The sequence below is a fragment of the Paenibacillus sp. MABNR03 genome (genome assembly GCF_050455445.1).
Taxonomy (GTDB): Bacteria; Bacillota; Bacilli; order Paenibacillales; family Paenibacillaceae; genus Paenibacillus; species Paenibacillus xylanilyticus.
On sequence record NZ_JBCIYR010000003.1, the window covers coordinates 101,035 to 126,399 of the forward strand.

General features: G+C 48.0%; 20 protein-coding genes. 17 read left to right on the forward strand and 3 right to left on the reverse strand.

The genetic code is table 11. From position 1 onward, the window contains the following. Nucleotides 1-239 precede the first annotated feature (239 nt). The 11 genes from AAIH57_RS15655 to AAIH57_RS15705 all read left to right on the forward strand — a co-directional run bounded on the left by AAIH57_RS15655 (nucleotide 240) and on the right by AAIH57_RS15705 (nucleotide 15,198). Nucleotides 240-1,193, forward strand: coding sequence for an ABC transporter permease (locus AAIH57_RS15655; protein ID WP_175397222.1), 954 nt, complete (start codon nucleotides 240-242; stop codon nucleotides 1,191-1,193). A gap of 44 nt (nucleotides 1,194-1,237) precedes the next feature. After that, nucleotides 1,238-2,110, forward strand: coding sequence for a carbohydrate ABC transporter permease (locus AAIH57_RS15660; protein ID WP_095289558.1), 873 nt, complete (start codon nucleotides 1,238-1,240; stop codon nucleotides 2,108-2,110). A 71-nt stretch (nucleotides 2,111-2,181) separates the two neighbouring features. Further along, a complete protein-coding gene (locus AAIH57_RS15665) occupies nucleotides 2,182-3,681 on the forward strand; it encodes an extracellular solute-binding protein (protein ID WP_175397223.1) in 1,500 nt (499 codons plus the stop codon). A 23-nt stretch (nucleotides 3,682-3,704) separates the two neighbouring features. Next, entirely contained in the window at nucleotides 3,705-4,808 is a 1,104-nt protein-coding gene (locus AAIH57_RS15670) for a glycoside hydrolase family 88/105 protein (protein WP_175397224.1), read from the forward strand. A 106-nt stretch (nucleotides 4,809-4,914) separates the two neighbouring features. Next, a complete protein-coding gene (locus AAIH57_RS15675) occupies nucleotides 4,915-6,426 on the forward strand; it encodes an extracellular solute-binding protein (RefSeq protein ID WP_430022264.1) in 1,512 nt (503 codons plus the stop codon). 169 nt (nucleotides 6,427-6,595) lie between these two features. Continuing rightward, complete coding sequence (gene pulA, locus AAIH57_RS15680; RefSeq protein ID WP_430022266.1) at nucleotides 6,596-8,659, forward strand: type I pullulanase; 2,064 nt, start codon at nucleotides 6,596-6,598, stop codon at nucleotides 8,657-8,659. Nucleotides 8,660-8,952: 293 nt separating this feature from the next. Continuing rightward, the gene (pulA, locus tag AAIH57_RS15685; RefSeq protein WP_430022268.1) at nucleotides 8,953-11,829 is read left to right on the forward strand and encodes a type I pullulanase; all 2,877 of its coding nucleotides are present in this window, start codon (nucleotides 8,953-8,955) and stop codon (nucleotides 11,827-11,829) included. Nucleotides 11,830-12,109: 280 nt separating this feature from the next. After that, a complete protein-coding gene (locus AAIH57_RS15690; protein ID WP_175397228.1) occupies nucleotides 12,110-12,745 on the forward strand; it encodes a 50S ribosomal protein L25 in 636 nt (211 codons plus the stop codon). Nucleotides 12,746-13,037: 292 nt separating this feature from the next. Further along, nucleotides 13,038-13,556: a hypothetical protein gene (locus tag AAIH57_RS15695; protein ID WP_175397229.1), complete on the forward strand. Its 519-nt coding sequence runs from the start codon at nucleotides 13,038-13,040 to the stop codon at nucleotides 13,554-13,556. A gap of 272 nt (nucleotides 13,557-13,828) precedes the next feature. Next, nucleotides 13,829-14,794: a helix-turn-helix transcriptional regulator gene (locus AAIH57_RS15700; protein ID WP_175397230.1), complete on the forward strand. Its 966-nt coding sequence runs from the start codon at nucleotides 13,829-13,831 to the stop codon at nucleotides 14,792-14,794. Between the two features lie 41 nt (nucleotides 14,795-14,835). Then, on the forward strand, nucleotides 14,836-15,198 hold the full coding sequence (locus AAIH57_RS15705) for an HIRAN domain-containing protein (protein WP_175397231.1): 363 nt from the start codon (nucleotides 14,836-14,838) through the stop codon (nucleotides 15,196-15,198). A 76-nt stretch (nucleotides 15,199-15,274) separates the two neighbouring features. Here AAIH57_RS15705 and AAIH57_RS15710 read toward each other — a convergent pair whose 3' ends face one another. Then, nucleotides 15,275-16,369 (reverse strand): glycosyltransferase family 4 protein, encoded by a 1,095-nt coding sequence (locus AAIH57_RS15710; protein WP_430022271.1) that lies wholly within the window; start codon nucleotides 16,367-16,369, stop codon nucleotides 15,275-15,277. A 220-nt stretch (nucleotides 16,370-16,589) separates the two neighbouring features. On the opposite strand from AAIH57_RS15710, the gene AAIH57_RS15715 reads away from it, so the two are divergent. From AAIH57_RS15715 to msrA, 6 genes are all read left to right on the forward strand, one after another. Beyond that, complete coding sequence (locus AAIH57_RS15715; RefSeq protein WP_175397233.1) at nucleotides 16,590-16,907, forward strand: DUF3817 domain-containing protein; 318 nt, start codon at nucleotides 16,590-16,592, stop codon at nucleotides 16,905-16,907. Between the two features lie 293 nt (nucleotides 16,908-17,200). Beyond that, a complete protein-coding gene (locus AAIH57_RS15720; protein ID WP_175397234.1) occupies nucleotides 17,201-18,019 on the forward strand; it encodes a TerC family protein in 819 nt (272 codons plus the stop codon). A gap of 665 nt (nucleotides 18,020-18,684) precedes the next feature. Next, on the forward strand, nucleotides 18,685-20,148 hold the full coding sequence (locus tag AAIH57_RS15725; protein WP_217506510.1) for an RtcB family protein: 1,464 nt from the start codon (nucleotides 18,685-18,687) through the stop codon (nucleotides 20,146-20,148). Further along, nucleotides 20,148-21,452: an AAA family ATPase gene (locus AAIH57_RS15730; protein WP_175397235.1), complete on the forward strand. Its 1,305-nt coding sequence runs from the start codon at nucleotides 20,148-20,150 to the stop codon at nucleotides 21,450-21,452. Before AAIH57_RS15725 ends, AAIH57_RS15730 begins: the two co-directional genes overlap by 1 nt. A 283-nt stretch (nucleotides 21,453-21,735) precedes the next feature. Next, nucleotides 21,736-21,993 carry a GlsB/YeaQ/YmgE family stress response membrane protein gene (locus AAIH57_RS15735; RefSeq protein ID WP_175397236.1) on the forward strand — a complete coding sequence of 86 codons (258 nt, stop codon included), beginning with the start codon at nucleotides 21,736-21,738 and terminating at the stop codon, nucleotides 21,991-21,993. A gap of 195 nt (nucleotides 21,994-22,188) precedes the next feature. Beyond that, nucleotides 22,189-22,704, forward strand: a complete 516-nt coding sequence (gene msrA, locus AAIH57_RS15740) for a peptide-methionine (S)-S-oxide reductase MsrA (RefSeq protein ID WP_175397237.1) — start codon at nucleotides 22,189-22,191, stop codon at nucleotides 22,702-22,704. A 115-nt stretch (nucleotides 22,705-22,819) separates the two neighbouring features. Here the strand turns inward: msrA and AAIH57_RS15745 are convergent, their stop codons facing one another. Both AAIH57_RS15745 and AAIH57_RS15750 read right to left on the reverse strand, forming a co-directional pair. Next, a complete protein-coding gene (locus AAIH57_RS15745) occupies nucleotides 22,820-23,686 on the reverse strand; it encodes a putative RNA methyltransferase (RefSeq protein WP_175397238.1) in 867 nt (288 codons plus the stop codon). A gap of 282 nt (nucleotides 23,687-23,968) precedes the next feature. After that, nucleotides 23,969-25,240 carry a hypothetical protein gene (locus tag AAIH57_RS15750; RefSeq protein WP_430022275.1) on the reverse strand — a complete coding sequence of 424 codons (1,272 nt, stop codon included), beginning with the start codon at nucleotides 25,238-25,240 and terminating at the stop codon, nucleotides 23,969-23,971. Between the last annotated feature and the right edge of the window lie 125 nt (nucleotides 25,241-25,365).

Here is a 25,365-nt window from a genome sequence, read left to right on the forward strand (position 1 = left end):
CTGTAAGCCCATGTAACCAAGCTCTTTTGTTTCGGGTTAAGACAGGAACATCGAGGTTAAAACGGGTGCATCCACACCTGAAATTCAAACGGGGGAATTGTCTCAAACCCTTGCAGGGCAAGGGAAAACAAGAAGCTAAAACCGGACGATAGCCAGTGATCCGTTTATCCTCCACAATGAAGGCATGAATTCAGGAAGTGATCATTTGTAATCGTTTCCAATGTGGGGAGGAAGACACTATGAAAGCCGAAACGGCGGCTCGGACACGGCCCGCTACCCGCAGTGACAAAAACCTGCTGTGGAGGGACGTCATTAAAAACCGGTGGCTCTATATCATGTTGATACCGGGTGTGCTTTACTTTGTTATTTTCAAATATATACCCATGTATGGCATTACGATGGCTTTTCAGGATTACACACCTTACAAAGGCATTCTGGGCAGTGACTGGGTGGGATTTAAGCATTTCCAGCGTTTCTTCGGGGAACCGCAGTTCTGGACATTGTTCCGGAATACGTTTTTGCTGGCGATCTATAATCTGGTCTTTTTCTTCCCGCTGCCTATTGTACTGGCATTGATGTTGAATGAAGTGCGCCGTGAGCGATTCAAGCGTTTTGTACAGACTTTGGTCTATGTTCCACACTTTGTTTCATGGGTGGTCGTTGTTGGGGTATTCTACATGCTGTTTACGACAGAAGGTGGCGCCATCAACGAATTGCTGTACAGTCTCACGGGACAAAAGATTGCGTTCCTGCTGGAACCAGGCTGGTTCCGCTCCATGATTGTAGGACAATCCATCTGGAAAGAGGTCGGCTGGGGCACGATTATTTTCCTTGCGGCACTCTCCGGTGTAGACACACAGCTCTATGAAGCTGCACGGATTGATGGTGCCAATCGCTGGCGCCAGACATGGCATATTACACTGCCTGCGATCCGCAGTACGATTGTTATTTTGCTCATTCTTCGTCTGGGCAACTTCCTGGATACAGGATTTGAACAGATCTTCCTGATGCTGACGCCAACCAACCGGGATGTCGGCGAGGTATTTGATACCTACGTATACACCAAAGGTTTGACACAAGCACAGTACAGCTATAGTGCCGCTGTCGGTTTGTTCAAGTCGGTTGTTGGGCTGGCGCTTGTACTGGGTGCCAATAAACTGGCCAAAAAATTCGGGGAGGAAGGCGTCTACTGACATGAGGAAGCAGGCGTTTTCACCAGACAGGAGTGAACATTAAGATGCAACAGGATAAAACGTGGGGCAACCGCATCTTCGATATCGTCAATCATGGCTTGCTGCTGCTGATCGGAATTGTAACCGTCATTCCGTTTATCTACATTTTGGCTGTCTCGTTTACCAGCCCGCATGAAGTGGCGAAGGGAGGATTCATCCTTTTTCCAAAAGAATTCTCCCTGGCTGCCTATCGCTACATTTTCTCGACGGATACACTGATTCGCAGTCTCGGTGTTTCAATCTACATTACCGTGGTCGGCACATTGATTAACCTGCTGTTTACGTCACTCATGGCGTATCCACTATCCAGAAGATATTTGCGCGGACGGCAGCCGATTCTGCTCGGTGTATTGTTCACCATGCTGTTCAGCGGAGGCATGATCCCAACCTATTTCGTGGTCAAATCACTGCATCTGACCGATACATTATGGTCCCTGATGCTGCCTACCGCGATCAGTGCCTTTAACCTGATCGTACTCAAAAACTTCTTCCAGGCTATTCCGGATGAACTGGAGGATGCCGCCAAAATCGATGGTTGTAACGATGTGGGTGTTCTGTTCCGAATTGTATTGCCTTTATCGATGCCGGCAATGGCCACCTTCTCTCTGTTCTATGCAGTCGCTCACTGGAACAGCTTCTTCAACGCTGTCATCTACATCAACGACAGTGAGAAGTGGCCGGTTCAGGTCTGGCTTCGTGAAATTGTCATTCTGGCACAGAGCCGAATTGGAGACACGAGTATTGAAGAGACGGAGATTCAGCCGCTGACCATACGCATGGCTGTCATTGTGTTCTCCACGATTCCAATCATGCTTGTATATCCGTTCCTGCAAAAGCACTTTGCCAAAGGAGTGATGCTGGGGTCGGTAAAAGGTTGAGATTGGGCAGTTGAATTGAATGATGCAAAACGCTGAATCAGCAATGTACAAAAAGGGGAGGTTTTCATTTGATGAAGGCAACAAAAAAGAAAGCACTGGCTGTCCTGAGCACACTTGCGCTGGTCACGGGACTGCTGGCTGGATGCGGATCAGACGAGGGTCAGGCTGCCGAAGGCGGCGTACAGAACATATCCATCGCGATTGCACAGGTGGGGGATGTACCGAGCAAGGGCAATGAGGTTCAGCAGAAAATTGAAGCCTTTACCAACACCAAACTGGATATCCAGTGGATTCCCGCTTCGGCGTACAATGACAAAATTAACGTCATGATCGCTTCCAGCGATATGCCGAAGATCGTCAAGGTGCAGTACAACCCGACGGTCACAAGCGCAATGCGTAACGATGTATTTTGGGAAATTGGTCCCCTGCTCAAGGATTACAAAAATCTGTCTGCACAGAACGAACGTTTCTTCAACAATATCAAGGTGGATGGCAAAATCTATGGTGTGCCGGTATTCTCCGATATTGCCCGGGCAACGGTCATTTACCGCAAAGACTGGTTTGACAAGCTCAACCTCAAGGTGCCAACCACACCGGATGAATGGTATGAAACAATCAAAACCTTGGCGACTTCCGATCCGGATGGGGATGGTCAGGATAATACGTTTGGTCTGATGCTGTTCAAGAAATATAACGAAGATCAATATTCCTTCACGACGCGTCTTGGTGTAAGTTTTGGTGCACCGAACAAGTGGAAGGTAGAGGATGACGGCAGCTTCACACCGGAATTCATGACGCCGGAATACATGCAGGTACTGGATTTGCTGAAACGGCTCTATTCGGAAAAACTGCTGAATCAGGATTTTGCCGTATTTGATTCGACTGAAGCAGAGAAAAAGTATGATTCCGGTGTCGTTGGCATACGAGTGGGCGTAGCTCAGAACGGTAAGAGTCAGCAGGAACGCTTGTCCAAAAATGTTCCGGATGGAGAGGTAGACATTGCAGGTTTGCTTGGAGCAAATGGAGATCGTGTTGCAGGGCAAACAGGCAACTCCGGTATTCTGGCTTTTCCAAAAGCAACAGTGAAATCTGAAGAGGAGCTGAAAAGCCTGCTGACCTTTTTGGATAAGCTGATGGAACCAGAGATGGCAACGCTGCTGATGCGCGGGATTGAAGACAAACATTTCAAAAAAGCTGGAGAAGATCTGGTGGAAATGAGCGACTTCGATGCGTTCCAGCGTGAAGTGAAGCCATATCGTGATAATTTGCCATACGTCGAAGGATACAATGTACCGAAATTGAAGGATACGGATCTTGGGGTCAAAGGCACTGAGCTCGCGAAAGAGCTGGCTGAACATGCCGTTCCGAATCCTGCGCTTACCCTTTACTCACCGACCTATGGTGATCGTGGAGCTGACCTGGATCAGATGATTGCAGATGCACAAACCAAATATATTATGGGCAAGATCGATGAAAATGGATGGAAACAGGAAATAGAGAACTGGGCCAATGCAGGCGGAACCAAAATTCGCGAGGAGTATGCTGAAGACTATAAGAAACAGGCTCAATAAGCGGGCGGAAGCGGAGGTTATCGATGAAGGAAACATTGCAGTTCACACCGGTACGAATGGCGGAACAATTCATGGAAAGTTACCGGAAGCACGAATTGTATCCCAGATGGCATTATGAAAATGGTTGTCTGCTGAAAGCGCTGGAAGAGCTGTACAGTCATACGAGCGAACCAAAGTATTTCGATTACATCCGGGAGCTAATGGATAAGTTCATTCAGGAAGATGGCACGATCCGCACGTACAACGTTGAAGAGTACAATTTGGACCAGATTAATCAGGGGAAATCCCTGTTTCTCCTGCTGGACAAAACAGGAGAGACGAAGTACCGCAAGGCAGCGGATCTGCTCATGGTACAGCTCAAGGGGCAGCCACGTACGAGTGAAGGCGGATTTTGGCACAAGAAAATCTATCCTTTTCAGATGTGGCTGGATGGATTGTATATGGCGACCCCCTTTCTGACGCAATATGGTGCAGTAACGGGGGAAGAGAAGTGGTTTGACCGAGCGGCTCTGCAGCTGCTGCTGGTGGAGCGGCGTACACGTGATCCGCGCAGCGGTTTGCTGTACCATGCTTGGGATGAGAGCAAGGAGCAGCGCTGGAGTTCGGGTGAGACCGGATGTTCTCCCCATGTCTGGAGCCGGGCAATGGGTTGGTATGTGATGGCTGTGGTGGATACACTGGATCATCTGCCGATAGATCATGAACAGCGCGGACAGATCGTGGGTATCTTCGAACGAGTGGCGAATGCACTTGTACATGTGCAGGATCAACAGACGGGGTTATGGCCGCATTTGCTCGATCAGCCGGGACGGGAGCGCAATTATCTGGAAGCATCGGGTACGTCGATGTTTGTATATGCGTTAGCCAAGGGTGTACGTAAGGGGTACTTGAGCGGCAAATTCCAAGAGGTTGCGGAAAAAGGGTACCAGGGTCTGCTGCAGCATTTGCTGCAAACGGACCGTGAAGGCGTATTGTCCCTGACACAGTGTAACGGCGGGGCAGGTCTTGGGGGAAGTCCGTATCGTGACGGGTCGTACGAATATTATGTAACCGAATCCATTCGCATCAATGATCCGAAATCGGTTGCTCCATTTATTTTGGCAGGGGTAGAGATGGAACTGGCTTGACGCTGGTTCTTTTCTTCAGACCATTCATGATAGCGCATACATGGGTGTTAAAATCCAATGAGGAAAACTGCTGGAAAATTTCGTTATATAAAAGGAGAGATGGTTCATGAGTCCAAAAGGTCGGATATCCCGTTTAGGCGGAATCGTTGTTGTTGGTGCAATGTCCGCTGGACTGCTTGCAGGCTGCGGGGGAGAAAAGGCTCCAGCTGCCGGGGAAGGCAAGTTTCCCATTTCCATCTCTTTGATGCAGGTAGGCGATGTGCCCGCCAAGGAGAATGGGGTGGAGCAAAAGATTGAGGAATATACCAATACGGATGTCAACGTTCAGTGGATTCCACAGTCTGCTTTTGATGATAAGGTGAACGTCATGGTTGCCTCCGGAGAGATGCCTACGATTATGCGCGTGAATTACGTACCGACCACGTTCAATGCAGCCAAAACGGGGCTGTTCTGGGAACTGGGCCCTTACCTGAAGGACTATAAAAACCTGTCTGCCCAATCCGAGGCCTATTTTAACAATATCAAGATTGAAGGCAAAATCTATGGCATTCCGAACTTCCGCGATATCGGACGAACGGCCATCGTTTACCGCAAGGATTGGTTTGACAAGTTGAAGCTGGATGTACCCAAGACGCTGGATGACTGGTATGAAGTAATGCGCTCCATGCGCAAGGATGATCCCGACGGGAATGGCAAGGAGGATACGTATGGTGCATTGCTTTTCAAGAAATACAATGAGGGTGTGTCTTCCCCGCTGACACGGATTGCCGTGAGTATTGGGGGTGTGAACAAGTGGGGTGTGGATGACGCAGGCAAACTGACTCCGGAGTTCCTGACCACAGAATATGTGGACACCATGAAGCTGTTCAAGCGGCTGTTCAGCGAAGGGCTGATCAACAGCGATTTCCCTGCTCTCGATCCTTCGGATGCGGATAAAAAAATGGATTCCGGTCTGGTTGGCATGAAGCTGAATGGTGTGGCTCAGAACGGAAAGTCCTCTCAGCAGCGGCTTACGCCTAACGCTCCCGATGGGGAAATCGATGTAGCTCCGTTCCAGGGAACGGACGGCATACGCATCGCCGGGGAGCCAGGAAATTACGGAATGCTGGTGATCCCGAAAGCTGCAGTAACGGACGAGGAGCAATTGAAAAAAGTACTCACTTTCCTCGATCAGCTGATGGATGAGGAGCTGAGTACGCTGCAGCTGCGCGGGCTGCTTGATGTACACTACACCAAGACGGCGGATGGCAAAACCGAACTGAAGGACTTCGACGCTTATCAGCGCGAAGTGAAGCCGTACCGCGACAATTTGCTGAGTGTTGAAGGGTACAACGTGGCTGAATTGGTTGATGTTCCGATTGGCATGAAGGGCACAAAGATGGCGCGTGAGAATGAGCAGTACGCCATTCCGAACCCTGCACTGACGCTGTCGTCAGCCATTTACACTGAACGGGGCCAGGAGCTGGATCAGATGATCTGGGATGCACAGACCAAGTACATCATGGGCAAGATCGACGACGCAGGCTGGGAGCAGGAAGTGGCTAACTGGCGAAAAGCCGGTGGTGATCAGCTCATCTCTGAACTGGAGGCATCGTACGCCGAATTGAACGGAAAGTAACGAAAATAATGTATTTGCATGTCTCTGAGAAGCTGTCTTTGCGTGAATGGACGTGAAGCACGGCTTCTTTTTCTTGTTCAGGATTATGGTTGGGCAGCAGAAAGGGTATAAAAAGAAAGGAGTATTCTTTTCATAACTAATTAAACTCACCGAGAGGGGCATGAACATCATGATTGAAGAACATGACAAGCAAGAGATCTTATATGCAGAAGATACATACCAAGGAAGCGATCTTGGCGTTACGATTGAATCCGGATCCTGCCACTTCAAAGTATGGAGCCCTGATGCCATTCAGATGGACGTGCTTCTCTATGATCCATCAACTACCGAAGTTCCTGGGGGGGAAGAAGGGCAGCGTACTGTGTTCAAAGAAATACCGATGCAAAGAGAAGAGCAGGGCATCTGGTTTTTGAAGCTGGATGGAGAGTGGGATGGCTATCGCTATATGTACCGGGCTGCCTTTGAGGGGGGACGACAGGAGATCGCAGTAGATCCGTATGCAAGGGCGGTTACCATGAATGGTGAAATGGGCGTGATCATCAGGCTGGAACAGACCAACCCGGAAGGGTGGAGTGAGGATATTCGTCCAGAACTGAAGAGTCCGGTGGATGCCGTATTGTATGAGCTGCATGTGCGCGATTTTTCAATTCACCCTTCATCCGGCATGATGAACAAAGGCAAGTATTTGGCTTTTACAGAAACAGGGCTGCGCGATTCCGAAGGCAATACGCTGGGCATTGATCATTTGGCCGAACTGGGCATTACCCATGTGCACCTGCTGCCCGTGTTTGATTTTGCCACCGTGGACGAATCGAAGGCAGGCGACAGTGAATTCGGTGGTTCGAAGGATGCCAGTTACAATTGGGGTTATGATCCGCTCCATTACAACGTTCCCGAGGGCTCTTATGCTACACGGGCAGATGAGCCCGGGACACGCATTCGCGAGTTCAAGGCCATGGTGATGGCACTTCATCAGAAAGGCATCGGGGTCATTATGGATGTGGTGTACAACCATACGTTTAATACGGCAGACAGTTCGTTTGAGAAGCTGGTACCGGGATATTACTACCGCCAGAATGCGGATGGTACGTACAGCAACGGCTCGGGAACCGGCAATGAAGTGGCTACAGAACGTCCCATGGTTCGCAAATTTATTAAAGACTCGGTACGTTATTGGGCAGAGGAATACCATATCGATGGGTTTCGGTTTGACCTGATGGGATTGATTGACACAACCACTATGAGAGAACTTGCTGCAGAGCTGCATGAACATGTGTCTCCTTCCATCCTCCTGTACGGTGAGCCGTGGGCGGCAATGGAATCACCTCTAGGGGAGCGAATGACTCTTAAGGGAGATCAGAATAGGGCAGGACTTGCTGTATTCAACGATAATTTTCGCGGAGCGATCAAAGGGGACAGTGATGGAGCTGAGAAAGGATTTGCTACAGGAGCGGAGGGCAAGGAAGAGGATATCTGGACGGGGGTGAGGGGAGCCATTACCGATTTTACGGCAGGTCCGTCCGAGACAGTGAATTATGTAACGGTTCACGATAATCTTAACCTGTGGGACAAGGTTGCTCATACGCAAGGGCTAGAAGAGCAGCTGGGGTTTATCTCCTATGATGATGAGGGACATGTTAGGGGATATGACAGTGTAGAGCGGGCTGTACAGGATGCGAATCCATATGGGCAGATTGATCCGAATCGCATGTTGGAGAACGAAATGGTTCGGCGCTGTTTACTTGCGAATGGCATTGTACTGACTTCTCAGGGAATTCCCCTTCTTGCGGCCGGGGACGAGTTTTTGCGGAGTAAATACGGCGATGCCAACAGTCATGAGAGTGGAGATGCGGTCAATGCGATTCGTTGGGAGCAAAAGCAGCAGTTCAAGCCTGTGTTCGATTATTATTGTGGACTGATCCGCCTTCGTCGTGATCATCCGGCTTTCAGATTCCGCACCCGGGACGAGATTAATAAGCATGTACATTTACTTGAGCAAGACAAAAGTCTGCTTGCCTATGAGCTGTCAGGCAGGGCTGTCGGAGATTCATGGAGTCGTATTATCGTGATTTATAACGCGGCAAATGAAAGCCGTACCATCCCGATCCCATCCGGGGTGTGGAACGTGGTTGCAGAGCAGGGACACGCAGGACTCGATACGCTGCGTACCATCAAGGACGGGGAGGTCAGTGTACCGGCTGTATCCCTGATGGTCATATATTCCAAGGGTTGAGTTCTGTATTGGGGTTAAGCACTTTTTCTCTCGATTACGGAGGGAGAGGGTGCTTTTTTGTCTTTTTTTCATCAGGACAGGTACAAATGCTGTCAATCTCCGCCGCTTGTTTACATATGCTGTATTTTGTAAGCGATTGCTGCAGGTGTTTGACAATTATCCAGCGAGCGACTTCATGAAAGCCTCTGTTCAACCGATATGTTGAGTACAGACAACCCCAGGTTGACAAATGACGTCCCGCTCCGTAACATCGGGACAACACGAAATCAATGGATATAAAGGCGGTGGGAACGATGCCGGAATGGACATCTTTTCGTTATGAAGGCAACGATCTTGGCTTAACATATACTCGTGCGGCTAGTACATTCAAGCTGTGGGCCCCTACGGCCCGGCAGGTTTCTATATTGGTTTTTGAACATGAGGGCAGCTACAATGCCTCTGGGTGGGTAACCGAACATGATGATGGGCAGGTAAGCGACATGACCCGTGATGAAGACGGGATATGGAGTGTGAGGCTGGCAGGTGATTGGGCAGGACACTATTACATGTACCGTATTACGCACGACGATCAGCGTGTAGAAACAGCCGTTGATCCATATGCCCGCGCTGTGTCGGCGAATGGGCAGCGGACAGCCATTATTGATCTCGATACAACACATCCACCGGATTGGGAGCTGGATGTAAAGCCCGTTTTTCAGCGTCTGGCAGATGCCGTTATTTATGAATTGCATGTCCGGGACTTCTCTTCTGACCCTCATGCCGACATTCCGTACAAAGGCAAATTCCTGGCGTTTACGGCTTCGGGGCTGACCGACAGGGAAGGCCACCGTATCGGTGTAGATCATCTGGCCGAACTTGGCATTACTCATGTGCATCTTCTGCCTGTGGCGGACTATCAAACGGTAAATGAGCTGGAAGCCGCTGAAGACGGCTCGACGTTCAGAGCACCCTATAACTGGGGGTATGATCCGCAGCACTATAATGTTCCGGAAGGCTCCTATGCGACGGACCCGCGGGATCCGGCAGCGCGAATTCGTGAGTTCAAGGCCTTGGTGCAGTCCCTGCATCGCCAAGGCATACGTGTTGTGCTTGATGTGGTCTACAATCATACGTATGGTGTGGATGAAGGCCCTTTTGACCGGATCGTCCCCGGGTACTTTTATCGCTATCGTGCAGACGGCACACTGAGTAATGGATCGGGTGTAGGCAATGAATTGGCTACGGAACGTCCAATGGTTCGGAAATATATTATAGACTCCCTTCTGTATTGGGCTGAGGAATATCATGTGGACGGTTTTCGCTTCGATCTCATGGGTCTGATTGACACGGATACGATGAATGAATTGACCCGTGAGCTGAGGGAGCAGATTGATCCGGCAATTCTGATCTATGGAGAACCGTGGACTGGGGGAGAATCGCCACTGGATCGGAAAACCTTGAAAGGAACCCAACGTGGTCAGGGTTTTGCCGTATTTAACGATCATTTCCGCAGTGCCATTAAAGGAGACAGTGATGGCAGCGGGAAAGGATTTGTTACCGGAGCGGATGGCAAGGAGTATGAGATGGTTACGGGATTAGCCGGAGCAATTGATGACTTTACATCCTCCCCCGTAGAGACCGTCAATTACGTCACCGCCCATGACAACCTGAATCTGTGGGACAAAATCGCAACAACGATGAATCTCAGACATGAACTGGGGTTTCCAACGTGGAGAGACGGGCTGCCTATGGAAGGTGGAAGTGCGGAATCGGCGGTAAAAGCAGCGGATCCCTATCGTTATGTGGATGCTGATGACGTGCTTCATCATGAGATGGTTCGCCGTTCTTTGCTGTCGTCCGGGATATTGCTTACTTCCCAGGGCATCCCGTTTCTGCATGCAGGGGATGAGATGCTGCGATCCAAAGCGGGGGATCAGAACAGCTATCGCAGCGGGGATGCCGTCAATGCCATCACTTGGGTTAACAAGTCCCGTTTCAGACCTGTCTTTGACTACTATCGCGGTTTGATTCATCTGCGCCGCACACATCCTGCCTTTCGCATGATCAGTGCAGACCAGATCCGCAATCATCTTCGTATTATTCGTGCAGACAGAAATGTCATTATATTCATGCTTCAGGATGGAGCAAATGGGGATACCTGGAATCGGATTATGGTCGTATATAACGCGACAGCATACCAGCAGCAGATTCAGCTTCCGGAAGGCGACTGGCATGTTGTAGTTAATGACCGCCAGGCAGGTACGGATTCTATTGGGACGGTTAACGGCATGGTACCTGTAGAACGCTGGTCGTTAATGGTTCTCTATGATATCGAACATGCAGGCGGTACGGAACCGACTACTGTCGAGATTAATTCTCCGCGTCAGGTATATAGTCCGGGTGAAACCGCCGAGCTGCGGGCCATTGTACGTGATCATCTTGGTAATGTTGTAGAGAATAGAGAGGTCATCTGGAGTTCCTCGGAACCGCAGTTGATCCAGATTGATCCGGATGGAACGATTCATGCGAAGGAGACGGGGGATGCAGCAATAACGGTTCATTGCGGTCATATCCATGCAACATGCATACTGCAGGTGGAGCATCGACATGCCGAACGAATTGAGATTGTAGGTGAAACGGTTCTGTATACGACACGAATCAGCCGCTTCCGTGCATTGGTGCTGGATCAATTTGGTCAGCCAATCCAAGGGACCACGATACGCTGGAAGGCCTCCAATTCGGATGTTGCAACAGTCAGTGCAGCCGGAATCGTCCGTGCCTTGTCACCAGGGACGACACAAATTACGGCCATGGCTGGCAGTATTCAGTCAACCATGACGATCAAAGTGCACAAACACATCTCTCGGATCGTTACGCTGCGTTATGAACGGGAGGATCAACAGTACGAGGGTTGGGACGTTTGGGTGTGGGGCACAGGAATGGCCGATGGAGCGGTACCACTTGAGCGGGTAGGCAATGCTGCAGAAGCTCGATTCCGTGTAGCTCCAGGTTTGCATCATCTCGGCTTGATCATTCGGCTGAATGAGTGGGAGGCCAAGGATACGTGTGGAGACCGGTACGTGGATATTGTGCCGGAAGATGGGGATGTGCAGATTATCGTGCATAGCGGTACAGATCAGATGCAGATTATACGGGAAAGTGACGAGGAGGATAATCTTAACAGCGCTTAGGCTGCTATTTTTATGTACCCATGTAAAGTTGAAAAAGCCATGAGCAGCAGGCAGCCGGAAGAGATTCCGGCTGTCTTTTTTGGTCTGCTGGGTTTGAATTTTGATGTAATAACATAAAAAAATGTACAAGTCAGTGTTTGAGATGCACATTCATTGGGGTAAATATAGATATGGCCCCAGATTTGGCCACAGAAAAAAAGACCCATTTGGTCTATGAGAGAAGTCTAATGCTTCCCAAACCAATATGAAGTAGGGATCCCTTGAAGGAGGATGTTCAATCATGAAATCCAACGGAAAAATGGCTCAACTTACTGCAACCCCACGAACTGAAAAGAAAGGTGCGGCACTGCGCCAGTTAAGACAGGGCGGACGTGTTCCGGCGGTCGTTTACGGCCCGGGACTAGAAGGTGCTTCCATACATGTAGATGAGAAAGAAATGCTGAAAGTAGCACGCACAGGCCGCTCCGAGATGTTCAACCTCAATGTGGAGGGTGGCAAAACGGTTCCGGTGCTGATCAAAGATCAGCAGGAACGGAATGGACGTCTGCTGCATGTGGACTTTTTGCAAATCTCAAAAAACAAGCCGATCAGTGTAAGTGTATCGATCGACTTCCAGGGCACTGCGGCCGGTTCCAAAGCAGGCGGTGTATTCCAGACGCAGGAGACCCAGCTGGAGGTCGAAGGTTTGCCGGCAGATCTGCCCACTTCCATTGAGGTGGATGTGAGCGGATTGGAAATTGGTGATCGTCTGACTGCTGCCGATATCAAACTGGACAAAGGTTTGACACTGGTCACATCACCGGAGTCGATCGTCGCTTCCGTTATGCCACCACAAGCGGCTGAGGAAGAACCAACGGCTTCTGCTGATGAGGCAGAACCGGCAGCTGTGCAAGAAGAGAAGGCTGCTGAGGAATAAAAGGGACAGGGGAGTTCGCTTCCGATCCAGGAGAGCCCGGTCATCATGACCGGGCTTTTTTGCGATCGCAGAGATTGTTATAATGAGCACTCTGCATAAATCCGATAAGCGACTCCAATCTCTAATATATAGAGCGAAATGGTTCTGTTCGTCTATTTATTGTACCCGGGAGATCGTAGAATCGAATTATGCATAATGCTGATAATACATGACAAGTGGAGGCAAGGAGCCGGAACGCAGATTCCTAATTGCACCGATGTCAGTTTAAGTTAATGTGAAAGTAGGTAAATTTATGTTTGATCCAACGGTGTATGACAATCTCAAAGTGGGCTTCGAGAATCATCTGTATGATCTTGATAATCTGGATGAGATTATTCACATTTCGAATCGGAAAGATAACTTGGAGATGGCGAGTATGTCCAGAGAATTTATACTGGAGTTCTGCCTCAGGCAGCATACTGAAGTTAAGGGAGAGGTAGTGCTGCGAAGTTCACTTGAGGCGATTGCAGCCGAGATTTTGGAGACTCCGGGCGGACAGCCGGGATGTCACCTTGAACTTCGTTTTAGCGTGATGACGCTGGAGCCAGAGGTGCTATGTCCGGCAATTCGCTCCATCGTTCAGTTGAGCTGGCCTGCACAGCGTTTGGTGCAGAACATTCATTACGTGTATGGGGAGAGCTCCACTTTGTACAACGTTTCAACTAATGTCTACTTTGATCGTAGTGTGAATGAAGACCAGATGGGAGATATCCCGGAGTTGTGTGAACATTTGGTCAATGTACTGACACAATTAGTGCAGTTGCACAATTGATATTCCCTAAAGCCTGATCTCTTCTGGAGAGATCGGGCTTTTTTTTATAATTTTTTAGAAGATTTTATAGGTTTTCAGGCTTAGGTATAAGGGCTTGTATCTAATATTTTATGCAAGGAAATCAAGGAGAGTATAAGAAAAAAGGAGAAAAAGTGCAATTGGACTATACATAATTGGTGAAAATGCGAAATAATGAATGGGACTAAAGATTTATATCTGCACTAAAGGAACTAGTTTTCCTTGCCGATAAAATATCGAAGGGGAGAAACTACATGACAGAGAAATTAGTTCGTCTGCTGCGTATACTTCAAGCTATACAAGCGAATCCCGGAATCACCGCCAAGGAATTGGCTGTGAAATGTGATACCACAGTGCGCACGATCTATCGTGATCTCCGGATTTTGGACAGGGTTGCCCCTATTATGAACGAAGGCTACGGCAAGGGTTATCGATTTATTGGTAATTTCGCCTTGTATCCGCTCGATTTCACGGAACAGGAAGCCATGGTCTTTTCCATGCTTCCTTCTGTCGTGGATACTTCCCAGCTGCCGGCTGAATTCGATTCAGCTTTTGACAAGGTGATGTCGGTCCATACCAAACTAAAATCGAGAAACAGCGATATCGTCGAAAATATTGCGGGTATCATTCGCATGGGCACACCTGCATACCGGGAAGAAGGCAAAGACCCTAATCTGCTCATCCCGATTATTGAAGCAATTCTTAATCAGGAAACCCTACGTACCCGGTACCACACACTTACCGACAATGAAATAACGGTCCGTGAAATTGATCCCTATTATCTTATTCCACGTGATCAGCGCTTTTATCTCGTTGGATACTGCCATTTGCTGCGGAAGGTTCGGTTGTTTCGCATTAGTCGTTTTCTCGACGTGACTCGGACAGATGCCCACTTTGATAAAGCGGATTTCAACATAGCGCAGTATATGAAAAATACGTGGTCTGTTGACCGAGGGGACGAACTTATTCATTTCAAGGTAAAATTTACGGAAAAAATGGCACCCTACATAAAAGAAGAAGAGATGTTTGTTCGCCCGCGAATGACGGATTTGCCGGATGGTAGTTTATTATTCGAAGTCACTTTAAACAGCAGTCGCGAGTTCCTCATGTGGTTATATCAATTTGGCCCTCAAGCGGAGGTGCTTGAGCCCCGTGAATTTCGTACAGAGATCCGCAAACAACTGATTCAATGGTTGCAGCGCTATGAGGGTGATGAATAATTCGTTTTATTATATCGACAAAAGGAAAAGGAGAAGTTGTTATGAGCAGTAAATTATTTGCAGCGATGGATCGAATGGAGCACTATCATGGTGTTCAGGCATTGAATGTAGGAGATACGGTATTTTTGGTCAAGGATCCAAATAATCGTACAGATCATCATGCGATCAAGGTTGTTATTCCTCCAATAGGAACTGTGGGATATATCGTAAACGATCCAGTAGTTGTCCCGCATGGGTGCTGGGCAGGTAATGGTTTCTATGATGTATTTCATCAGCAGACCTGTGCGAGGGTTCGGTTTGCCATGAAGGATATGATTATCGTGGAACTGATTGAAATGGTACATGTGCCCGTTCCTCAAATGGAGTCATGGATTACAAGCTGGCAGTCACGGGAAAAAGCATAACCAGTTCCTCAATAGCACAGATTGGGGCAGTTAGTTATGCTCTTGATCTCTTGATTATTCACATGTACCATACAGCTCATTGGCGGATCAGTCTTGTATATGCTGCCTCCAGATGCATGGCGGTTCGTGACCAGCCAAACTGGTTCACTGCACTTGCCCGGCCTGCTTTTCCCAGAGACTGGGCAAGCGCAGGGTCTCTGGCAAGCTTATGAATGCAGATAGCGAAGGGCAGAGGCTTGTCATAAGGAGAGACAAGGCAGCCGCTGATTCCTGATTCGATAATTTCGCGAATGCCTCCATTGTCTGAAGCAATAACAGGCAATCCGGAAGCCATGGCCTCAACATTTACCAATCCGAACGCTTCATGCATTTGAGAGGGGCAAACCAGACAATCAGCTGCCCGGTACAAGTGGTGTATCTGTTCATGGGCAATCTGTCCAAGAAAAGATGAACGTACCCGCAATTTTCTGGCAAGCAGACGCAGCTTGCGGACATATACCTTCGGTCCCTTCCCAGCAATGATTAATTGTACATCCATCTTCTGCTGCACAAGTGCTACTGCGCGAATCAGAATGTCCACTCCTTTGCCCGGAATCAGCCTGCCTGCATACAGCACGGAGAAGGGCTGTGACGGCTCTGGCAGTTGGGGATGCTTTCCCTCGTTAATCGCAGGAGCAAAACGGGTCAGATCAGCACCCAGAGGGATCACATGCATTCGATGTTTCACGGAAGGAAATCGGCGTCCCAATCTCTTCTGGAGCGACAAACTGTTGACGGCGATGCAATCGGCTTGTCGTAACAACGCTAATCTTGCTGGTCCAGGCTGAGCAAAGGTCAGGGAGTGAAGAAACAGAATAGCGGGAATGTCAGGCAGGCTACGCTTGATTCGAGCCAGGCAGCGGGGCCTGTTATCCACCTGAATGATATCGAATGAACTGTCCTTTAGGAGACGGATGACGGCTTGGATGTATTGATCGGGACTGCTGGATGGAACGCGGCGGATTGTAATTCCTTCAAGCTGCTCTTTTGCCGCAAGACCAGGCATTTCCCGGCTAACAATCGTGACTTCATGACGAAGTGCAAGTTCGCGAGCGATACCCAAGATGCTTATTTCGACTGAACCGTTACCAGGCACAGGTAATTTTTCGGGTGCAACCATCGCTATTCTCATTAAGCGGCTCCTCCTTGTCCCATACTCGTAACGAATCTTCGTCATATCTTATGCTCTCAAAGGGCATTTGGCGCCTCTAGAATATAGGGGTGAATAGCAGATGCCTTTGACGGGAATTGGTATGGAAAGTGGATAGGTGCAAGTACCGATGAGGTATGTATTTGTGATATACTGTACAGGTTGCATATCAATTCGTTACGTGTATAGAAACAGGAGGAAGATGATGTTACATTCAACGCTGGGCCGCTTCCGGTTGCTGTTGTGGCTGCAGGGACTTTCATATGTGTTACTGCTGTTTGTTGCTTTTCCCTTGAAAAATGCAGGGATCTTGCCGCAATCAGTCACATGGTTTGGCAATATATACGGATTTCTTTTCCTGATGTATATGTTGTTTATGGTCAGTATGTACACCACGCAAAAGTGGCGTTTGCGTCGACCGATCGCTTTATTTTTTATTTCGTTTATCCCCCTGGGCAACTTCATATACGACTTTTTCGTATTTCGAAAAATGGATCAGAGTCAAAGCGTCACCAAATAAAGCTTGACTTTGAGAAGCGTTGTGAATATGATGAGAACAGGTTATTTGAACCGTATGAATGTACGAACTTAAAATTGAATATTCCTGATGTTAAAGGGGAGTAGCTTTCACAGTAAAGTCGTCAATTCGGGATTACATCCCCGGCTTTATTGGCAGCAATTTGTTGTTAGCGAGACCTTTACCAAGTTATTATGCTGGGTAAAGGTCTCTTTTTATGGATAAAAAGGATCTTTGCCAGCAATGGTAAAGGTCCTTTTTTTGTACATCATAAGGATACTAAGGAGGAGTCAAATTTGGATTTGTCATTATTATTGGAGTATGGCTGGGTGCTAATCGTCCTGGTGGTCCTGGAAGGATTACTGGCAGCAGATAATGCTTTGGTGCTTGCGATTATGGTTAAGCATTTACCGGATGAGAAACGCAAAAAGGCGTTGTTCTACGGTTTGCTCGGAGCCTTTATTTTCCGGTTGGGTTCCTTGTTCCTGATCTCGTTCCTGGTCGATGTGTGGCAGGTTCAGGCAATCGGAGCGCTGTATCTTCTCTACATCTCGATTAACCACATCACCAAGAAAATCATGGGCAGTCGGAACAAGACAGACGAAGCAGCAGATGATGCACCGAAGAAAACCAAAAAACAATCCGGTTTCTGGATGACGGTTTTCAAAGTCGAAGTAGCGGATATCGCATTTGCAGTCGATTCGATTCTGGCAGCTGTAGCGCTGGCTGTAGCGCTGCCACCAAGTGGATTGCCTCCAATTGGCGGCTTGGATGGTGGACAGTTTATCGTCATCTTCCTGGGAGGATTTATTGGTCTCGTCATTATGCGTTTTGCAGCTTCGTTCTTCGTCAAACTGCTTCATTCCCGTCCGGGACTTGAAGTGGCTGCCTTCGTCATCGTAGGGTGGGTAGGGGTTAAGCTGGCAGTTATTACGTTGGCGCATCCTTCGCTGGGTGTACTGGATGAACATTTCCCGGAAAATAAAATTTGGAAATTCGGATTCTATATCGTATTGATTACCATTGCGGTATGCGGTTGGTTCCTGTCTTCCAAAGTTCCTGCCAAAGAGGACGAAAATCCGGTTGAAGAGTTGGAAAAGCAAGCAGGACACTAAATTATATGCTGATATAAAAACATATGTTTCCGTGAAAAGCAGGGGCTGTAGACATACAGAACCCTGCTTTTTTATTCAGCATTTTGCATAATTCGATTCTACTCGCTCCGGGGTACAATATATAGACGAATAGAACCATTTCGAATCTATATATTGAAGATTTAGGAGTCGCTTATTGATTTATGCGAAAATGCTTATTATATGCATAACAATGCAGAAGAGTTAATTTCCAAGAAAAGGGTTGACATTTCGAAACGAGTCCCATTAATATAAGACTTAACATTTATGAAGGGAGGCCGAAAGACATGATGGTTGGTTATGATTTGAAAGGGATACAGACACCAAGTCGCATAATTACAACTGCATATTCAGCTCATCGTCTCATCGGCCTCATACGGGCGACATAGGAGAAGGGGCATATCTATGACTTGTGAACGAAGCAGGAATGGATATGCCAACCTCGGCTTATACAGCCATAGGGGACAGTGGTGTGGTATTTTCATGCCCTCCTGTTCTCTGTTATTGTCATGAAGAAGTCATGGGCGATCGGTCCCATGGCTTCTTTTTGTTGTACGTACAGATCCGGATATGAAGATGCATGATCTCAAAATTTATTATTTTTAAAAACAACTAAAGGATAAGAACAGGAAGGAATCATTACATTTATGAATACAGAATCCAATTTATTTACGAGCCAAAAGGAATTTCCTGGCGGCTACCGGCATGAAGTGAAATTGCCTGCAGGAGATTTGACGGTATATGCTGCACAACAGTTGTTTTCCTCACTGGATTACAAAGTGTTTGAAATGGCCAACAACAATCTGCAAATTCCCGGCATTTCGTATATGAGTTATACCCCTGACGTTCATGTGGGCGTGGGAACCTGCATCGGTACGACGGCGGTATGGGACGCAAAGACAGGTTATGTGTCCCCATCCATTGTGGGCAGTGATATCGGTTGTGGCATGCGTGTGCACATGACCAACCTGCACAGGGATGATCTGAAAGATGTAAAACTGCGCCGCAAACTGGTCAAAGCCATTGAGAAAGTGCTGCCGATGGAAGCAAGCCAACGCGGCCATTTCTCGGACATCAGGTTGGAGCATATTGTTCGCAAAGGCTTGCATGGTTTGCCCAAAAAATATATTCCGGACAGCTATACCCCGAAGAAATCAACTTCCATCACCCATGTGGAAAGCAGCAAATTTGCTTATGATGAAGAAGTGCTGAATCTTGTTCCGGATATGACATGGCATCGTGCCCATCGTCAGCTTGGCACCTTGGGTGGGGGTAATCATTTTGCCGAGATCCAGGCCATTGAAATTGCAGAAGAGAACCGATCGATCGCCGAAGCCTGGGGCTTGTACGATGGTCAGATTGTAGTCATGATCCATTCCGGTTCCCGCGCATGGGGCGGACATGTGAGTCAGACCAGTTCCTCTGCCATTGCCAAAGTGATGCAGCGAAACGGACTCGGCACATCCGATCCGAGACTGGTTTTTGCTCCGCTGGAGCATCCCGAAGGGCGTCATTATGTGAACATGATGTATTCCGCATTGAATTATGCTGTGGTGAACAGACATCTGATTGCCTACGCCATCCGGGAGGCATTCCGGGAAGTGTTTGGTCCTAAATGTGAATTCCGTACACTGTATGATCTGATGCACAATTACGCCTGGGAGGAATCTCATGCAAAAAAAGGATCTGTATTTGTCCATCGCAAAGGGGCCACGCGTGCGCTGCCAGCAGGCCACCCGGATAATCCGAAACCTTACCTGGCCACAGGTCATCCGGCACTGATTCCGGGTTCCATGGGAACGGCCTCATATATCATGGTAGGTCAGCCACAGGGCGCGGATAACTATTATTCGATTTGCCATGGAGCGGGACGCATCCGGTCACGTACCGCGACCAAACGCCTGGTTACGGTAGAGGATTTTGCATCGGCACTGGGTGTGGGTACAGAAGATGAAATTGTGGTGAACCAGCGTTCACTTGAATCGATCATTGATGAATCGCCACAAGCGTATAAGAACGTGGATGAAATTATTGATAGTGTTACCGGGGCAGGCCTGGCTCATGTTGTAGCCAAATGTAAACCGCTTGCAGCCGTGAAGGGAGCCAAGTAATGACAGTACAGAAGGAAAAAGCCATTCATACCCAAGCCATTTACATTTATGACAATCAACAGGATGACCAGATTCGAATTCAGGGCTATGCCACCTATGCTCGCCTGATTCGAGGCATTATTGAAGCACTAAATAGTCGTTACGGAGTTCATTATGAGCTGTTTGCCAGTGACGATCCGAACAACGAATACTGGGAGCTGCTGAAGGAAGATCTATTGAGCGACAGTACCGAAGTGGAACTGGTTGCCCGTATTTTCGAGGATCTCGAGCTGCGTACGCTGCACTATGAGGATGATGGTGACGTCCCTACATACGGTGTTCATTATTCCATTCGCAACAACGTATTTGCCTATCCCAAATGGGGGGTAGCTCTCGTACGTATTCCATTTTTCAGGGATAACGGCATCTACAACGAGGACTTTGTTTTTGCTGTAGGCGAGGAGGAGCTGAAGCAGTTTCTGGGCAGTGTACGCGAACGGGAACGGCAGCAGAATATGAAAAAGGTTACGGTATATACGGATGCCCGCAATGGCAGTGAACGTCATGTCGAATCCATCACCCGCTCGGTAGGAAGAGACGATGTGGTTCTGTCGGCTCAGATCAAACAGGATATCTTCCGCTCACTTGATCAGTTTTTCGAGGCGGATCGCTCCTTTTACCGGGAGTATGACATTCCGTATAAACGGGGAATCTTGCTGTATGGTCATCCGGGCAACGGGAAAACCACCCTGGTCAAATCCATTGCGGGCAGTATCCCGGGCCCGGCTGCATATTGGCAGATTACCGAATATACCAACAGTGAATCGGTTCGGGAAGTGTTTGAGGCAGCCAAACGCCTGGCGCCCATGGTGCTGATCATCGAAGATATTGATTCAATGCCGGATGAAGTGCGGTCCTTTTTCCTGAATACACTGGATGGAGCGACATCCAAAGAAGGCATTTTTCTAATCGGAACAACGAATTATCCGGAGAAAATAGATCCGGGCCTTATGAATCGTGCCGGAAGGTTCGATCGGGCCTATGAGATCCCGCTGCCGGATGAAGCACTGCGCCTGCAATATTTGCAGCAGCGGGGATTTCACGTCTTTGCCGGCGAAGAAGGCACGCATGAAGCAGCTCGGCTGACGGATACGTTCTCACTTGCACAGCTTGGTGAACTGTATGTCAGTGCTGCATTGGAATGGCATCAGAATGGCCAGACGGATATCGTGCAAGTGATTCAGTCCATGCGGGGAGAACTGGATAAAAGCCATAAACACAACTGGCTGACCCAGCCTGGAAAAGGACGAGCGGGTTTTTATTAATTCCATGTGCCGCCAAATATTATAAATCTCAATTGGGTATACTACGGTTGTCTGCCTCAACATACAATGACTTTCGGGAGGTACATCACACCGTTTAAAGCAGTTCAGGCTGAACGGAAAGCAATATGCGTTGTTTCCTTGCTGGGAAGGGCTTGTCGTGCGGAGATGAAGCATATGAACAAAAGGTAATATACAACAATTTTTAATCCAGTTGTTTAAATGCTTCTGTAGCGGTTAATAGTAGACAGACAACAACAAAAACTTTTAATTAGAGGTGAATGATATGAGTTGGTTATGGGCATTAATTGTTGGTGGTATCATTGGATGGTTGGCAGGTCTGATCGTGGGTCGTGACATTCCGGGTGGTGTGATCGGTAACATCATTGCCGGTTTCATCGGTGGATGGTTAGGCGGCGTGATCTTCGGAGAGATGGGTCCAGAGATGGGCGGGTTCTACATCGTACCGGCACTGATTGGTGCCATCGTACTTGTAGCAATCGTAAGCTTGATCTTCCGCTCAATGGGTCGTAGTCGCGGGTAACCATTTCACTGCGCTGCGAACGTATGGGAAATCATGATGTTTCCCACCTGAGAATGAAGAGGTTGATGAGAAGCCATTCGAATGGCTTTCCATCAACCTCTTTTTGTTTTAAGATATATAAGGAAAGACCAGTAACGAATCAGGTTACACCAACGTTTCATGATAATAGCAGGGTGTGTGAAGGGAAGCGAGACAATGGAAAAAGCGACATTTGCCGGCGGGTGCTTTTGGTGTATGGTTACACCTTTTGAAGAGCAGCCAGGCATTCACGGAATCGTATCCGGGTATACAGGTGGCCACGTTGAGCATCCAACATATGAACAGGTCAAAACGGGAGAGACCGGTCACGTCGAAGTTGTGGAAATTACGTTCGATCCGGACCTGTTCCCGTATGAACGGCTGCTGGAGCTTTACTGGCCACAGATTGACCCAACCGATGACGGTGGGCAGTTCCAGGACCGTGGTACACAATATCGTACAGCGATCTTTGTGCACAATGAACGTCAGCGTGAACTGGCTGAGCAGTCCAAGCAGGAGCTGGCAGCAAGCGGACGATTCAATCAACCCATTGTGACTGAAATCCGCGATGCGGCAGTGTTCTACCCGGCCGAGGATTACCATCAGGATTATCATAAGAAAAATGAAAAGCATTACAAGGAAGACCGTGCCCTGTCCGGGCGGGATGAATTTATTGAAGAGAATTGGAAATAAGGTAATAGTCATATGACGAACAAAAAAGCCGTGCAGATTCCATAAGGAACCTGCACGGCTTTTGGGTCATTCTATTGTCTAGTGGATCGTGCGGGTCGTCGACATTCCAAAATGATTATAAGCTTGTCCCCACTAATATCTCTACATCAATAGTGATCTCCGACAGGGAATCCTTCATTCGTGCCAAATCCGATTCCGTTGCATGCCAGGAAAGAGGGGTCATGTGAATGAGAGAATCCAATAGATGCTCTGGGACAGGCTGTGTATATGTGAGCGGGATGGTGGCGAGAACATGGTTATATTTTGCAAAACGATTGAAGGTATGATCGTAGCTGTTCTTGTGTTCAAAACGATCAGGAAACAACAGCTCTCTCAATTCGATTAAATATTGCTCCCGAGGGATGACTTTGATCGTCCAGCCTCCAGCCTTCCGTATTCTGCGGAATTCCTCATAGTTGGAAGGTGAAAGGATATTCAGAATCAAGTCCATCTGTCCTGCTACAAATGGATTGCAAGCGAGATCACCAACAAACCAGATCTGTTGCGGGTAAGCAGAGGCAGCCAAGGCGATCCCTTCTTTGGCGATATCGAGTCCCCAGCCCACGACTGAAGTGTCTTTCGTAATTTGATTCAGAAAAGTTCCTTCACCTGCGCCGGCATCCAGAATGTGCACAGGATGACTGGCTTCCGTGGAATAGTCATCAACCCATGCACGAAGCTTTTCTCCAAGCGGAGCATAGACGTCAGTTTCCGACAAAATTCTCCGTTTGGCTGTAAATAACTGTTTTCCATAGTTCCCCTTAAAATTGCGTGTCATGACATTGATATAACCTTGCTTTGCAAAGTCAAACGCATGGCGAGACGCGCACTGGATATGGTTCCGGTCCACCTTGGCTATTGAGCCATGGCAGATCGGACAACTCAACATGTGGATATAAGAGTTCATAAGCGCAGCGCTGTTTTCTCTGCGATGAATTGACATGGATAAACACCCCATTCATTCAGAATTAGATAACTGAAGAAAAGGGCATAGCAAATAAACCTCTAAAATGTTAAAAAAAAGAGGTTTATTTCTATGCCCAAGTTATCTGTATCGAATAAATTGAATGATCATGGGGGAAATTATGCTCCTTTGCCAATTCTAAATAAAAAGTGAGATTACGATTTTATTATAACAAAAGGATTGATGATGACAAGCAAGAAAGGAAAAGGGAAATAAAAAAGCACCCTGTCAACCGTGAGTCGGTCTTCCAGGGCACTTCCCTTATTTTTCTGTTGAAGCTTTGAGCACATATTTGGATAATGTGTCATTTTGAATAGCATAAAAGACATGGTTGATATACGTTGAAGGACCTTCCATGGAAGGAACCGATGCACTTGTGGTGTATACATGTACGTCTTTCAGCGTTTCCGGGTCCACAATATAACCTGTTTTGGCGAAATCGAGTTGGTACAGTCCATCCTGTGTCCGTTCAACCTGCATCAGGACAGGCTGCTGGTCCTTGAACGTACGCTCGGTTACTTTGCCTTTCATGGTGTACAGTTCCAGCTTGGAACCTGTAAACAGGGTATAACCGCTGCCTGCTGTCTGAATGAAGGCATTGCCAGCAATGGTGCGTCCCCAGGCGAGTTTGCCGTCTGTGCCGAAGCCCATCAGTTTGTTGCCCGTGTTTTCAAAGTTGGCGCGCATGATGATGGATCCATCGTCCAGTATAGCAAGGGATTCACCGCCACCGTCTCCTTGCGTGTTGGCATTGCTCGGGAACTGATAGAAGGACAGGCGGGTCAGCGAACGATCGTAAATCTCCACTTTAGGATTCGCTGCTGGCTGCCAATAGCTGCCGACTTTGGTTCGTTTGCTGGCATCGACCACAATGCGGTCATTGCCTGCTTGAAGCACAGCACCGTTAATTGTTTTCTCGGTAATGAGTTTGCCTTTCTTGTCATAGAGCGAGAGAGCGGTTCGAACCGAACCATTGGACTGAGCGCCCTGACTTGAAGCGATTAACAAAGTCTCGTCATCGAGAAGATACAGGTCAGATGGAACGGTTACCGTTCTAACCCAGTTTGTCTTGCCAGATGTATTAAACGAGTATACCTTCTTGGTTCCGTCGGAATATTCCATATATACATAGGCTGTGCCGTAACTGGTGTATAGCGAATCGGAGTAGGTTGTATACGGCCCGCTCTTATCGTGGAAAATATAATTCCATTTCACTTTGCCTGTTGTCGCATCCAGTGCCTGAAGTGTATCGAGCTGCCAGTCCAGCGTCGTAGCGCTGCTTGTCTTGGTTACAGGCTGGGAGGAATGCACGTATACCAAATTTTTGGCAGGTACTGCGTTGATCTCCTTGATTATGACGTCTTTTTCCGTGTTAACTTGGGATTGCATCAGGGAAGATGAAGTCCAAGCAGGTTTGGGAAGCGGCTCACTCTGTACCGCAGCGTAACCTGTTGTATTCATGCTGAAGAGGAGCACGCCGCTGAGTAGCAGGGCTGCCCATGTTTTGGTGTTGCGTTTGTTTGATATAAGCAAGTTATAAACCACCTTTCTTCAGTTCAAAATAGAACCGATTGTTGAATTCTACCATTTAATACAATTGGAATTCAACCCGATAGACTGTAACCTTTTATCAATAAGGTATGGTATTATCTTTGTTT